This is a genomic window from Polynucleobacter sp. JS-Safj-400b-B2 (assembly GCF_018881975.1).
Lineage (GTDB): Bacteria > Pseudomonadota > Gammaproteobacteria > Burkholderiales > Burkholderiaceae > Polynucleobacter.
The window spans coordinates 15,937-29,551 of the sequence record NZ_JACVPJ010000003.1; the positions used below are offsets into that span (position 1 = coordinate 15,937).

16 protein-coding genes and 1 tRNA gene are annotated in these 13,615 nt (G+C 45.8%); 6 read left to right on the forward strand and 11 right to left on the reverse strand.

Features of this window, described 5'->3' with window-relative positions:
* Positions 1-2 precede the first annotated feature (2 nt).
* On the reverse strand, positions 3-1,214 hold the full coding sequence (locus tag ICN48_RS03840; RefSeq protein ID WP_216152411.1) for a phosphoglycerate kinase: 1,212 nt from the start codon (positions 1,212-1,214) through the stop codon (positions 3-5).
* Between the two features lie 198 nt (positions 1,215-1,412).
* On the opposite strand from ICN48_RS03840, the gene ICN48_RS03845 reads away from it, so the two are divergent.
* From ICN48_RS03845 to ICN48_RS03865, 5 genes are read left to right on the forward strand one after another with little or no spacing between them, the layout of a single operon-like run.
* Complete coding sequence (locus ICN48_RS03845) at positions 1,413-2,336, forward strand: branched-chain amino acid transaminase (RefSeq protein ID WP_216152412.1); 924 nt, start codon at positions 1,413-1,415, stop codon at positions 2,334-2,336.
* 23 nt (positions 2,337-2,359) lie between these two features.
* Positions 2,360-2,548, forward strand: a complete 189-nt coding sequence (locus tag ICN48_RS03850; protein WP_072582777.1) for a zinc-finger domain-containing protein — start codon at positions 2,360-2,362, stop codon at positions 2,546-2,548.
* Positions 2,549-2,594: 46 nt separating this feature from the next.
* Positions 2,595-3,635, forward strand: coding sequence for a lipopolysaccharide heptosyltransferase II (gene waaF, locus ICN48_RS03855; RefSeq protein ID WP_216152413.1), 1,041 nt, complete (start codon positions 2,595-2,597; stop codon positions 3,633-3,635).
* A 17-nt stretch (positions 3,636-3,652) separates the two neighbouring features.
* Positions 3,653-4,087 (forward strand): nuclear transport factor 2 family protein, encoded by a 435-nt coding sequence (locus ICN48_RS03860; protein WP_216152414.1) that lies wholly within the window; start codon positions 3,653-3,655, stop codon positions 4,085-4,087.
* 5 nt (positions 4,088-4,092) lie between these two features.
* Positions 4,093-4,713: a DUF2946 family protein gene (locus tag ICN48_RS03865; RefSeq protein WP_216152415.1), complete on the forward strand. Its 621-nt coding sequence runs from the start codon at positions 4,093-4,095 to the stop codon at positions 4,711-4,713.
* Here ICN48_RS03865 and ICN48_RS03870 read toward each other — a convergent pair.
* Positions 4,710-6,410 carry a M48 family metalloprotease gene (locus ICN48_RS03870; RefSeq protein ID WP_216152416.1) on the reverse strand — a complete coding sequence of 567 codons (1,701 nt, stop codon included), beginning with the start codon at positions 6,408-6,410 and terminating at the stop codon, positions 4,710-4,712. The genes ICN48_RS03865 and ICN48_RS03870 overlap by 4 nt on opposite strands.
* Positions 6,411-6,433: 23 nt before the next feature.
* On the opposite strand from ICN48_RS03870, the gene moaC reads away from it, so the two are divergent.
* Complete coding sequence (gene moaC / locus ICN48_RS03875; protein WP_216152417.1) at positions 6,434-6,910, forward strand: cyclic pyranopterin monophosphate synthase MoaC; 477 nt, start codon at positions 6,434-6,436, stop codon at positions 6,908-6,910.
* Positions 6,911-6,971: 61 nt separating this feature from the next.
* On the opposite strand, the gene ICN48_RS03880 is transcribed toward moaC, so the two are convergent.
* The 9 genes from ICN48_RS03880 to ICN48_RS03920 form a co-directional block, all read right to left on the reverse strand.
* Complete coding sequence (locus tag ICN48_RS03880) at positions 6,972-7,496, reverse strand: pilin (protein ID WP_216152418.1); 525 nt, start codon at positions 7,494-7,496, stop codon at positions 6,972-6,974.
* Between the two features lie 119 nt (positions 7,497-7,615).
* A complete protein-coding gene (locus tag ICN48_RS03885; protein WP_216152674.1) occupies positions 7,616-8,323 on the reverse strand; it encodes a TerC family protein in 708 nt (235 codons plus the stop codon).
* A gap of 93 nt (positions 8,324-8,416) precedes the next feature.
* Entirely contained in the window at positions 8,417-9,310 is an 894-nt protein-coding gene (gene sucD, locus ICN48_RS03890) for a succinate--CoA ligase subunit alpha (protein WP_215347738.1), read from the reverse strand.
* A gap of 15 nt (positions 9,311-9,325) precedes the next feature.
* Complete coding sequence (sucC, locus tag ICN48_RS03895) at positions 9,326-10,495, reverse strand: ADP-forming succinate--CoA ligase subunit beta (protein ID WP_216152419.1); 1,170 nt, start codon at positions 10,493-10,495, stop codon at positions 9,326-9,328.
* Positions 10,496-10,683: 188 nt separating this feature from the next.
* Entirely contained in the window at positions 10,684-11,205 is a 522-nt protein-coding gene (gene recX, locus ICN48_RS03900) for a recombination regulator RecX (RefSeq protein ID WP_216152420.1), read from the reverse strand.
* Positions 11,206-11,222: 17 nt separating this feature from the next.
* Positions 11,223-12,305 carry a recombinase RecA gene (gene recA, locus ICN48_RS03905; RefSeq protein ID WP_370624155.1) on the reverse strand — a complete coding sequence of 361 codons (1,083 nt, stop codon included), beginning with the start codon at positions 12,303-12,305 and terminating at the stop codon, positions 11,223-11,225.
* Positions 12,306-12,419: 114 nt separating this feature from the next.
* Entirely contained in the window at positions 12,420-12,962 is a 543-nt protein-coding gene (locus tag ICN48_RS03910) for a DUF2878 domain-containing protein (protein WP_216152422.1), read from the reverse strand.
* Positions 12,963-13,014: 52 nt separating this feature from the next.
* Positions 13,015-13,091 (reverse strand) — tRNA-Met (locus ICN48_RS03915).
* Between the two features lie 78 nt (positions 13,092-13,169).
* Positions 13,170-13,604, reverse strand: coding sequence for a hypothetical protein (locus ICN48_RS03920; protein WP_216152423.1), 435 nt, complete (start codon positions 13,602-13,604; stop codon positions 13,170-13,172).
* Positions 13,605-13,615 lie beyond the last annotated feature (11 nt).

Sequence of the window (13,615 nt, forward strand, 5' to 3'; positions counted from 1 at the left end):
ATTTATTCTTTCGCTCTTTCAGTAAGTATTGCAAAGGCTGGCAAAGTTTTACCTTCTAGGAATTCTAAGAAGGCGCCACCACCAGTAGAGATGTAATCTACTTGATTCTCAATACCGTATTTTGCAATTGCTGCCAAAGTATCGCCGCCACCTGCAATGGAGAATGCAGGTGAGTGCGCAATGGCTGCAGCTAACATCTTAGTTCCACCGCCAAATTGATCAATTTCAAATACGCCTAGTGGGCCATTCCAAACAATCGTGCCTGCATGAGCAAGCATGATCGATAAGCGCGCAGCGGTCTTTGGGCCGATATCCAAAATCATGTCGTCTTCTGCTACTTGATCAGATGAAACTCGGTTTGCGCGGGCTAATGGAGACAACTCATTAGCAACGACAACATCTTCTGGAATCGGCACATGAGCGCCACGCTTTTCCATGATCTCCATGATCTCTCTAGCTTCATCCACTAAATCAGGCTCAGCAAGAGATTTACCAATAGGCAAACCTTTGGCCAACATGAAGGTATTCGCAATGCCACCACCAACGATGAGCTCATCCACTTTCTCAGACAAGGCCTTCAAAATAGTGAGCTTAGAAGAAACTTTGGAGCCGGCAACAATGGCAACTAGAGGACGTTTTGGACTGGCTAATGCACGACTCAATGCATCTAATTCAGCAGCCATCAAAGGGCCGGCGCAAGCAACTGGCGCAAACTTGGCTACGCCATATGTAGTAGCTTCTGCGCGGTGAGCGGTTCCGAATGCATCGTTTACATAGACATCGCACAATGCTGCGATTTTTTTAGCCAACTCATCACTGTTCTTTTTTTCGCCAACATTAAGGCGGCAGTTTTCTAGCAATACTATCTCTCCAGGATTTACTTCAAATCCCCCATTCACCCAATCGCTAATTAATGGAACTTTGCGATTCAGTAAGCTAGCAATGCGATCAGCAACAGGGGCCAAACTATCTTCTGGTTTAAATTCCCCCTCCGTTGGACGCCCTAAATGGGAGGTCACCATTACAGCCGCTCCAGCATCCAAGCACATTTGCACTGCTGGCATCGATGCCCGTATGCGCGTGTCTTCAGTAATGTTTCCAGCTTCGTCTTGGGGAACATTGAGGTCGGCACGGATAAACACTCGCTTACCCTTTAATTGACCTGATTGGGCTAATTCGCTTAAACGCTTAACTTTAAATAAGGAATCCGGCATGAGTTTGGGTAAATAAGTGGTTTATGGGGAAAGCTCCATTCTAAAGGCTCTGGCCCAGCTACCCCCGAGGATCCGAGCCGACAGACTGCCCTGCCTGCTCTACAATAAGGACTTAAATGCATTCTGGGCCGGAAGACCAAAATCTATCGGCTGGTTGCCTGGCTTACAGATACTTAATAGACACAAAAGGTAAAGAAAATGTCGATGTCCGACCGAGATGGCTTTATTTGGACTGATGGGAAGCTAATTCCTTGGCGTGAGGCCAATATTCACGTGTTAACCCATAGCCTCCACTATGGAATGGGCGTATTTGAGGGAATCCGAGCCTATAAAACCCCTCAGGGAACCGCTGTTTTCCGCCTCCCAGAGCACGTAAAGCGCCTTTTTAATGGCACCAAGATCTTCCAAATGAACATGCCTTTTAGCCCTGAAGAGATCACCAAGGGCATTATTGATGTAGTGAACAGCAATAAGCTCGAAGCCTGCTATATCCGCCCAATTATCTTTATTGGCTCTCAAAAGCTTGGAATCTCCCCTAAAGGTAACAGCATCCATACCTCGATAGCTGCCTGGGAATGGGGTGCGTATTTGGGTGAAGATGGCCTAAATAAGGGCATTCGGGTTAAAACATCCTCATTTACACGTCATTTCGTCAATTCTTCACTCGTTCGCGCCAAGGCATCTGGCTACTACATCAACTCTATTTTGGCTAACCAAGAAGTGACTGCCAATGGATACGATGAAGCTCTGTTGCTGGATACCGAAGGTTATGTTTCTGAAGGCTCAGGTGAAAACCTCTTTATGGTTCGTAACGGCATCGTTTACACACCAGATTTAGCCTCATGCTTAGATGGCATCACACGTGACTCCGTTATCCAGATCGCTAAAGATCTTGGCTATGAAGTTCGTGAAAAACGTCTGACTCGCGACGAAGTCTATTCTGCTGATGAAGCATTCTTTACCGGCACTGCTGCTGAAGTTACCCCAATCCGTGAATTGGATGACCGCACAATTGGCGACGGTAAGCGTGGCCCGATCACTGAGAAAATTCAGAAAATATATTTTGATGCAGTCTATGGCAGAGACCCTCAATATAAATCTTGGCTCACTTACGTTAAATAATTTCAGTAATTAGGAAACAGCTCATGACTCAAGCTCAAGTTGTAATGGTGGATGGCAAAGATTTGCCGCTGCACTGCCCCACTAATAAAACACCAGCATGGAACTCGCATCCACGCGTTTTCTTAGACATTACTGAAACCGGTGAAGCCAAGTGCCCATACTGCGGCACCGAGTACAAACTCATTCCCGGCACTGAGCCGCACGGTCACTAAGCCTTATCAGCACCTCTTACTGAGGTGCTGAGTCGGGATACATTACATGCACGGTATTCTGATCATTGCCCCAAACTGGATTGGGGACGCTGTAATGACTCAGCCATTACTGGCATCGCTCAAAGAACAATATCCAGAAGCAAACATTGATGTTCTAGCGAGCACTTGGGTAGCCCCAATTTATCGCGCTTGCCCTGAAGTACATGAAGTCATTGAAGCGAAGTTTGAACACAAAAAATTACAGTGGAACCTTCGCAAAAAACTAGCAAAAAAGCTGGCGACAAAAAAATATCAAGCCTGTTTTGTATTACCCAATAGCCTTAAGTCAGCACTCATTCCTTGGCTTGCTAACATTCCTTTTCGGGTTGGCTATCGTGGCGAATTACGCTTTGGCTTAATTAACTTATCACTAGATAACCCAAGTAAGGTGAATCGGCCGCCTATGGTGGAGCACTATCTTGCATTAAGCCAACTGCTTAATGAAGCGCAATCTGTATCAACAGCAAGCAATCTCGTACCCAAGTTAAATGTATCCGCTACCGCTAATCAATCGGTACAGACTAAATTACTCAATGCCAAAGTTGATCCAGCAAACATCTACGTGATGTGCCCTGGCGCCGAATACGGCCCAACCAAGCGATGGCCCACAAGTCACTTTGCACAATTGGCGCAAAAACTCATTGCCAGCAATCTGCATAGTCAAATCATACTTTTGGGCAGCAAAGGCGATAACGTACTTGCCCAAGAAATTCAGTCTCAGGCAAAGCAAGATAGTCATATTCATAACTGGTGTGGAGATACTTCACTTGATGAAGCGATTGCCCTGATTGGTATGGGTAAAGCGGTCATCAGCAATGACTCCGGCCTAATGCATATTGCAGCAGCCCTCAAAACTCCTCAAGTCGCAATATTTGGATCGAGTGACCCGGCCCATACTCCTCCGCTATCGGATAAAGCTAAGGTAATTTGGCTCAACCTGCCTTGCAGCCCATGCCATAAAAAAGAATGTCCACTAGGTCACTTAAAGTGCTTAAACGACATCTTGCCGGAACAAGTATTCGCTACACTAAATACCTTGCAGCCATAACCCAGGAACAGTAAGCTATGTCCAAACTTGCCAGACTCTTTCACAATGCAGATGAAGTTGTAGAGGCGTGGCGAGATGCACTTCGCCATCGCGATGTGCAGGGTGCCCTAGATATTTGGTTGGATGATGACTCGATCACCTGCGTTCTTCCAGAAGGTCATCGCCTAACTGGTCATGCAGAAATTCGAGAGGGCTTAGAAAGGCTGCTTGCCAAGCAACCTTTATTTTTAGAGCCTATTGCTTGCATTAGTCACTCCGTTTTAGGTGCTGCTATATACGACACAACTGAAGCAGTGCATCTGCGAGTAGATCAAGTTGAAGCGGAATTTTTTCTCAATATTACGCTCGTACTGCTGCAAGATAGTCAAGGTTGGCGCATTGCACACTTGCATGCCAGCCACTCGACTGAAGAAACTTTCGATGCCCCCTCTACTCCCCACGGCTTGCACTAAAGAGCATGGATGATCAAGTACTTCGGTCACTGATGAAGTGGCCAAATGTGCCTGATTGCTATGGCTGGCTTGCCTTAGATCGTCGCGGTCAATGGCGTATGCGAGATGAGTTCACGCAACTCAACAATCTCCCAGGTCAGGTAATTCAACACACCGCTCTGAAAGAATTTATCGTACGTAACTATGCCTGCGATGAACTCGGTAGATACTTTTTTCAGAATGGGCCACAGCGCGTTTACATAACACTAGATGCTACTCCCTGGATTGTAAGAATTCTTCCTAGTGACAAAGGTCTCAATTTTATTAACCAATGCCATCAAAATATGGATCCAGCTGGCGCACTGAGTGATGAGAAGGGCAATATCTATATTGTCGGAAACCTAAATCAAATAATTTATAACGGCAGCGATCGCAAGAACGGTCAATTTACTGAGAGCAATAGTCAAACAATCGCTTTGTTACATGATCATGATTTAGATCAGTTTTCTGGATTAGCCAAGTTACATGAAGAAGCTTGTAGTTTTGGGGGGTCATGGGTTTGGCAAAACAAGCAGTTGTCTTTGGAACCCATTCACTCTGAGGAACTTGCTGCACGCTTTAATTACATAAAAAATCCGCGGCCCTAGCCCGGCATTTTCTTGCCCTGCTCCTTAAGCTCATCTTGATACTGTCGTTGCATTTCACGCAAACGCACATCAATACTAGAGCCTTGATAAAAATCGGAGCCACCAGCAGCGCGAGCAATTCTCAACTGCTCAATCGCTGAAGGCCAAGCTCCCTCTAAGGCATATTTTTCACCGAGAGCGTAATGACGCATAGGGATATTCTTAGCCTGATCATAGGATTGAGAAAGCAAGGTCCACCAAACAATCTCATTAGGCTGAGACCTTGTGCGGGCTTTTAACCATGTGATGGCATCATTAGTGCGGCCTAGTTTTAACTCAGCATTAATCATGGCCGCACCAGCGGCATAAGACTGAGGATAAGCGCGCAAAGTAGCCTGAGCAATTTGTAATGCTTCTTCACTTTTCCCTTTCGCTAAGGCCAGCTCTGAGGCAGTGATGTCTAGAGATAGGCTTTGTCTTTGGATGGGCGATCCTGGTGCGCTTGCCCTCTGAGCCAAATTGCGAGCTTGTTGCAAATCAGCCTCTGCCTGGTCAATTTTTCCTTGGCGTTGCGCTATCAATGCCAGCCCATAGAGGCCTTCCAATTGCTTGCCGATAGCCTGTTGCTTACTGTAGCTCTCAAAAGTATTTTTCAAGTCATACATTCCACTAGATGTGCCTGATTGCTCCATGCGAGCTCGTGCTTTGATGAAATAAAACTCGACAGAGGTTGGAACATTACGCGCCCCCACAGTTCTTGCCCTATCCTGCATATCTGCAATACGGTCTGTTGTTAAAGGGTGGGTTCGAACGTAGCCTGGCACCCCTTTATCCATAATCCCTGTCGCTTTTTGCAAACGCTGGAAGAATCCTGATGCGCCATTGACATCATATCCACTCGCATCCAGAATCTGGAATCCAATACGATCTGCTTCACGCTCCGCATCACGGGAATATGAGAGCTGGTTATTCACTGCAACCGCTTGACCGCCCTGCATCAAACCGGCAGCAGCAGAAGGGTTACGGGAGGCCGCTAAAGCCCCCAGCACCACACCTGCCAGCGCAATCATCATGTTGGTGGTTTGCTTGTCCATCTGACGCGCCAAATGGCGTTGTAATACGTGACCAGTCTCATGCCCCATCACTGAAGCAACCTCAGAATCAGATTCGGCACTGACTATCAGGCCCGTATGAAAGCCAATAAACCCGCCAGGTAAAGCAAACGCATTAATACTGCTATCTTTCACGGCGAAAACTTCAAAGTTATAAGCGCCACTTCCCTGCTCATTTGCGCCCCCAAGTTGCAACTTCCTAGCGGCTTGCAATAGACGGCGCTCCATTTGATTTAAAAAATCATAAAGTGGTAAGTCATTTGAATAATCGGGATCGGGACGAATCTGACGCATGATCATTTCGCCATACTTGCGCTCATCCATTCTGCTTAAGGTGTCTCCGCCAGGATCACCCATGTCGGGCAAAATAATCGTTGGCTGACTTTGCATAGTGCTACGTGTAGGCGCATTAGTGGGACGCGCATCGGGCGATTGCATTGCTCTACCAATATTCTGAATGGCAGCTGAATTACCCTCAACAGAGACATCCCCAGTTGGAGTGGCTGCATATGCAGGAAATCCAGAGAAAGCCAACCCTACCATCAGCTGAATAGCTAAAGCACGGCGCAATAAAGAGGTTTTTGTAATGGACTTTATGTCTTGCATCTCTATATGGTAAAACTTATCCCATGAACAAACTAACTCATTTTGACGCAAGTGGGCAAGCCCACATGGTAAATGTTGGCGATAAGCCTAATACCCATCGTATAGCCATTGCCACTGGCAAAATCACCATGCTTCCTGAAACTTTCAAGATGGTGGAAGCAGGTAGCCATAAAAAGGGTGATGTCCTGGGTATTGCCCGAATTGCAGGGATTCAGGCATCAAAAAGAACATCAGACCTTATTCCTTTATGCCATCCATTAGCGCTGACTCACGTTAGCCTGGAATTTAAAAGCAATCCCCAAGAAAGTAGCATCACCTGCCAAGTCAGAGCAGAAACTACCGGACCAACAGGCGTTGAAATGGAAGCCCTCACTGCAGTCCAGGTTGCCCTACTAACAATCTATGATATGTGCAAAGCAGTAGACCGAGGCATGGCGATGGGAGATATTAAACTTCTTGAGAAGAGTGGCGGGAAGTCTGGAGAATGGAAATCTTCGTAAAGACACCTAAGAATGTTCAATCATAAAAAGCCGCTTTACGGGCGGCTTTTTATTTGAATCTTTACTTAACTATTCTGCATTCCGAAGGTAATAACTGAGGAATTAAATTTGTTTCGGTAGATCTACAGGACCAACCACCTGCCCAGGTTGCGCCTTCCGGTTTAGATAAATCAATAGCCCTAGGGGAGTTGGCATCAGGCTCATTTGTTGGCACTAAATGAAGTGTATTTTTACCTTCAGGCGCTACACTCACTTGATAGTCAATCGCAATAGCACCTGATGTAGTTATTTCAATTAACTTTACGCTACGTGTGGGGGTGAATGTAAAAGATCCATGCGTTGCTTCATCCATAGGAACAGTACCGCGACTTGCAAATGCTTCCGTCACAGCAAGCTTGGCACTGGAGGATAAATTCATACCTTCTACCACTCGACTTCTGGCTATATAGTCCTGATACTGCGGTACTGCCACTGCAACCAAGATCCCAATGATGGCTACAACGACCATCACCTCAATCAAGGTAAAGCCATCTTGATTGCCTTTGATACTTTGAACATCTTGAATATCTTTACTCAGCTTTTGCATATCTTTTAACTCCCTTGGTGAAATACTGCATCATCCAATTTTGCGCAGATTCTCACAAGGAAGTGCGCAACAAAAAAGCCGGCATATTGAGCCGGCTTTTCTGATTTAAAGCGAAGAAATTACGCCGCCTCTTTACTCTTCTCTTTCTTTTTGAGATAAGTGCCAACCAAAAGCACAAAGGCAACTCCAATACCCTCAAAAATCATATGTGCATCTTCAAACGCAGCCTGCATAGAATCTTTTATTGCTGGATCTTCAACCAACATACCCCCTGCTAACAAACCCAATAAGCCAGCTCCCAAAGTAATGATGATTGGGAAGCGATCCATTACTTTTAATAGCAAAGCACTACCAAAAATAATCAACGGAATAGATAAACCCAAGCCAACGATAAGCAGTACCAAGCGAGTTTCTTCTGGACCCTTTTGAGCAGCAGCTGCTACTGCCAAAACATTGTCTAGACTCATGACCAAGTCTGCAACCAAGATCGTGCGAATCGCACCCCAAATATTTGGATGGGCATGCATATCCTCTTCTTCGCCGCTATCCGCCAATAGCTGAACACCGATATAAAGAAGCAAAATAGCGCCAATAATCTTGAGATATGGCAGGGTCAATAACTGAACTGCCGTAATTGTAAGAACTACACGCAAGACAATTGCTGCAGCACTACCCCAAAAAATGGCTTTCTTCTGCTGTACCGGTGGCAAATTACGTGAAGCGAGCGCAATCACAACTGCGTTATCACCAGACAACAAAATATTCGCAACAATAATTGATAAAAGAGCAGCCCAAAATGCTGGTCCTGAAAATACTGATAAATCCATCATGTCTCCTGCGTTTTTATGTTTTAACTACAGATTGCTACTAAAAAAGGATGCTGAATGAACAGCATCCTTTTCGTAATTACTAATTACTAATTACAGCATGGCCTTCAACAAAGCAGCCATCTCTGATGGGTTCTTTGTTACCTTGAAGCCACACTCTTCCATAACGGCAAGCTTGGCATCAGCAGTATCGGCACCACCAGAAATCAACGCACCTGCGTGACCCATGCGCTTGCCTGGAGGCGCTGTTACACCAGCAATGAAGCCAACTACAGGCTTCTTCATATTGTCTTTGCACCAGCGAGCAGCTTCAGCTTCATCTGGACCGCCGATTTCGCCAATCATGATGACAGCGTCAGTCTCTGGATCTTCATTAAACATTCTCATGATATCGATGTGCTTTAAACCGTTGATTGGGTCGCCACCAATACCAACTGCTGTGGACTGACCTAAGCCAATGGATGTCAACTGACCAACAGCTTCATAAGTCAATGTACCGGAACGGCTAACAACGCCAATGCGGCCTTTCTTATGAATATGGCCCGGCATGATGCCGATCTTGATTTCATCTGGAGTAATGATGCCAGGACAGTTAGGGCCTAGTAACAAGGTTTTCTTGCCACCAGCAGCCTCTTTAGCATGCATCTTGTTGCGTACTTCAAGCATGTCACGCACTGGAATACCTTCGGTAATACAAATCACGAAGTCAAGGTCAGCTTCCACAGCTTCCCAGATTGCAGCCGCTGCGCCAGGAGGCGGAACATAAATTACAGAAGTCGTTGCGCCAGTTTGCTGAGCTGCTTCTTTAACAGTTCCATAAATTGGAATATTAAAAATGGACTCACCAGCTTTTTTAGGATTTACACCAGCAACAAAACAGTTTTTGCCGTTTGCGTATTCCTGACATTTTTCAGTATGAAACTGACCGGTCTTACCAGTAATGCCTTGTGTAATGACTTTGGTGTTTTTATTGATCAAAATAGACATATCGAAATTCCTGAATTATTTGTTTTTGGCAACAGCAGCAACTACCTTGGTAGCAGCTTCAGCCATTGAATCGGCGCTAATGATTGGCAAACCAGAGTCTGCAAGAATCTTCTTGCCCAACTCTTCGTTTGTACCCTTCATACGCACAACCAAAGGTACTGTCAGGTTTACTGCCTTACAAGCAGTAACAACACCATCAGCAATTACGTCGCAACGCATAATGCCGCCGAAGATGTTTACCAAAATTGCTTCGACGCTCTTGTTCTTGAGCATGATCTTGAATGCTTCAGTTACTTTTTCTGCGGTAGCACCACCACCAACATCTAAGAAGTTTGCTGGCTCGCCGCCGAACAACTTAATGGTATCCATCGTAGCCATCGCTAGACCTGCGCCATTCACTAAACAGCCAATATTGCCGTCCAATGAGATGTAAGCAAGATCAAATTTAGAGGCTTCGATTTCAGCAGCATCTTCTTCGTCGATATCACGGTACGCAACGATCTCTGGATGACGGAACAATGCATTTGGATCAAAGTTGAACTTTGCATCCAAGGCCTTGATCTTACCGTTGCCTTCCAGAATCAATGGGTTGATTTCAACCAATGAAGCATCGGTATCCCAGTATGTCTTGTACAAGTTTTTAAATACGTCACGCGCCATTGGAATAGACGCTTCAGGAACGCCAATACCTTTAGCAACGATGTCGCAATCCGCATCTGTCAAACCAATCATTGGATCAACAAATACTTTGATAATTTTTTCCGGATGAGATTCAGCAACTTCCTCAATATCCATACCGCCTTCGCTAGATGCCATGATCACATTCTTTTGTGTGCCACGGTCCGTAACGATACTGAAGTAGTACTCTTTTTTAATATCCGCGCCATCTTCAATCAAGAGGCGATTTACCTTTTGACCTTCTGGGCCAGTTTGATGGGTCTTGAGCTGCATTCCCAAAATTTCTGAAGCATATTTCTTCACCTCGTCCATGCTTCTAGCCAATTTCACACCGCCGCCTTTACCGCGACCACCCGCATGAATCTGTGCTTTCACAACCCATACTGGACCGCCCAGTTTTTCAGCGGCCTTCACTGCCTCATCAACACTAAATGCAGGGATGCCGTTAGGAACTGGCACATTAAATTGGCGAAGAAGTTCTTTGCCTTGGTACTCGTGAATTTTCATAATTACTCCGAAACGATATCTTTTTTAGCAAGCGATGAGGATTAGTAAAACCGATGTTGCCTTGATCCCATACTTACTCTAGAAATAGCTAAATTAGCCAAATTTGAATAAATGCGAACGGCTTGACCGACACCATAAGTCTATCATGCTGCAACACCGCAAATTGCCCTTGCTGATCCGTAATTGCCCTAATCAGGGCTCTGGCCACCGATCACCTTTGCAACCACCTCCGAACCAAAACCCTTGGAAGCCAAAAAGCGATACTGCCTTGCTTTCTCCTTTTGATCTTGAGGTTGCGCCCCGTATTTCCTGGTCCAGAGATCAAATGCACGCTGAAATTCCGTCTCTTTGAGGCTCCCAAGAAGCTTGGCTGATTGTTTTGCATCCACGCCAGCCCTTTCTAGCTCATCAGCAATCTTTCGCATCCCATAGCGCTCACTGCGACGGCGGACTAAAGCCTCGGCAAAGCGCTCGTCGGATAGCCACCCTCGGGCCACAAAATCGTCCAAAACAGCCTCAATTTGAGAGTGCCTAGACTCTGGGGTGTGCTCCGCCTGCTCACCCCCTAGCTTGCCCCATCTCGCCTCTGATTCCGTCAGTTTGGCAGCCAGGCCCTTACGACTGTATTCCCGCTGCGACAAAAGACGCAAAGCCCGAGCTTTGAGACTCGGGCTTTGCTTGACCTTCTTGTTGCTACTTAATTCTGACATTGAATTGTTCAGCGCGGTTATTCGACTTCTTCCTCGCTCAGCACATCAGTTACAACTGCTGAACCAGATTTAACACCTAATTTCTCACGAATTCTTGCTTCGATATCTTTAGCAATGGCTGGATTCTCTTTTAAGAACTCACGCACATTGTCTTTACCTTGACCAATACGATCACCGTTATAGCTATACCAAGAACCTGACTTTTCAACGAGGTCAGCTTCAACACCCATATCAATGATTTCGCCTTCTCTAGAAATACCGGCACCGTACATAATGTCAAAAATCGCTTCGCGGAATGGAGGAGAAACTTTATTCTTCACAACCTTCACACGGGTTTCGTTACCGACAACCTCATCACCTTTTTTGATACTACCGATACGGCGGATATCTAAACGCATAGAAGCGTAGAACTTCAGCGCATTACCGCCAGTAGTGGTTTCTGGAGAACCGAACATCACACCAATCTTCATACGAATTTGGTTGATGAAGATCACAGTAGTGTTGGTGCGCTTGATAGCGCCAGTCAGCTTACGCAAAGCTTGACTCATTAAACGAGCTTGCAAACCTGGCAAAGAGTCACCCATATCACCTTCGATCTCAGCTCTTGGAACTAAGGCAGCTACAGAGTCGATGACGATCAAATCAATCGAGCCAGAGCGCACTAAAGCATCTGCAATTTCTAAGGCCTGCTCACCAGTGTCTGGCTGAGAGATTAAAAGATTATTTACATCCACACCGAGGCGTGATGCGTACTGCACATCCAGAGCGTGTTCCGCATCAATAAATGCGCAAGTGCCACCAAGCTTTTGCATTTCTGCAATTGCATGTAATGTCAAAGTAGTTTTACCTGAAGATTCTGGGCCGTAGATTTCAATTACACGACCGCGTGCAAGACCGCCAACTCCAAGCGCAATATCTAATCCGAGCGAACCACTAGATACCACCTGAATATCTTGACTAATTTCAGCATCGCCCAATCTCATGATTGAACCTTTGCCAAACTGTTTCTCAATTTGTGCCAGCGCTGCTGTAAGTGCTTTTTGTTTGTCTCCGCTCATTCCTTCAAACTCTGAAGAGGCTGATTGCTTTTTGTTATCCAAGGCCATTTTTAATTCCCTTTTCACTATGTACTGGGCTTTTTCCCGAAGTTTTATCTACTGTGTAACAACTTAGGAGTTACTGTATATAAAAACAGTACTCTTTGCAAGCGACTTTTATACTGAATTTACGGATTCTTGACTAGGCTGGCTTTGATTAACTCGGTCCCAGTAGAAAAACAGGGGTATAGCGACCGCCCAAACTACCCCTACTAGGATCAATCCAGTGATTTCGCTACCAGGAACCCAAGATCCAGCACCCATCCGAATACCCGCCTCATAGGACATGGGACCAGCAATACCCCCTAAAACAGCTCCCAAAACAGGTCTGCCGCGCAACCAAGTCAAGGATCCATTAACGGTAGTGGCAACCAATACCCATAAAACCCACATCCAAAGGGGAGATAAATAAGGTGACGGCCAATCATCCCGAAAATCCAGGTAGCCCAAATGCATGATGAGGGTGTCGGCTACCAAGCCAAAGATGAAGGCCTTCAATAAAAGGCTGATTTCTGTTTTGGGGGAAGGTGAGCGCCAAGCGTGGAAGGCGATATAGACCAGGGTCGCCACTGCCGCCCAAAGCACTTGTTTATTGGCCGCGCCCAGCACACAGGCAAACCAACCAAGCTGGAAAATAACAAAGTTCCAAAATTTCGCCATACCCAGCACCCTAAGAAAAAGGCCACTGCCCAGGGGCAATGGCCTTTAGATTTGGTGGCGAATCAGGGATTTGAACCCCGGACCTGCGGATTATGATTCCGTCGCTCTAACCAGCTGAGCTAATTCGCCGAACTCGCTATTGTAAATGATCAGAGTCTATCTGTCTAAAGGAAACGGGGTTGCCATGCCCAAACTCTATTTGAGCCTTTATTTAATCTGAAAGGTGCTGAGTGCCTCGTCGCGACCATAAAGCACATTAAATTCAATTTTCTTAGCTAAAAAGAGCTTTTTCAACACTTCATCCTTGTTTTCAAAAACAATGGCTGTTTGCTCGGGGTAGCGCGAAAAAGGGTCGCTTGAGACATCGAGCACCACACCATCAATCTTGATTTGTTTAATAGAGCGCTTATAAAACTTATCGGAGCGTATAAAAATGAGGCGTTTTACATACTTATCCAGCACAAGCTTTTGACCTTGATCGTTGGTCTTGTAGTAGTAGACCAGCTCTTCTTTGCCATTAGTGGTCATGTCACGCTCCTCATCCCACTTGGCATGAACACCTTGGCTCACCATGAAAGCAAAAATTAGTAGGGCTGCTCGTCTAAGCGTTGAGATAATTTTCTTTTGAGAGAAATGCTTCATGCATTCATATT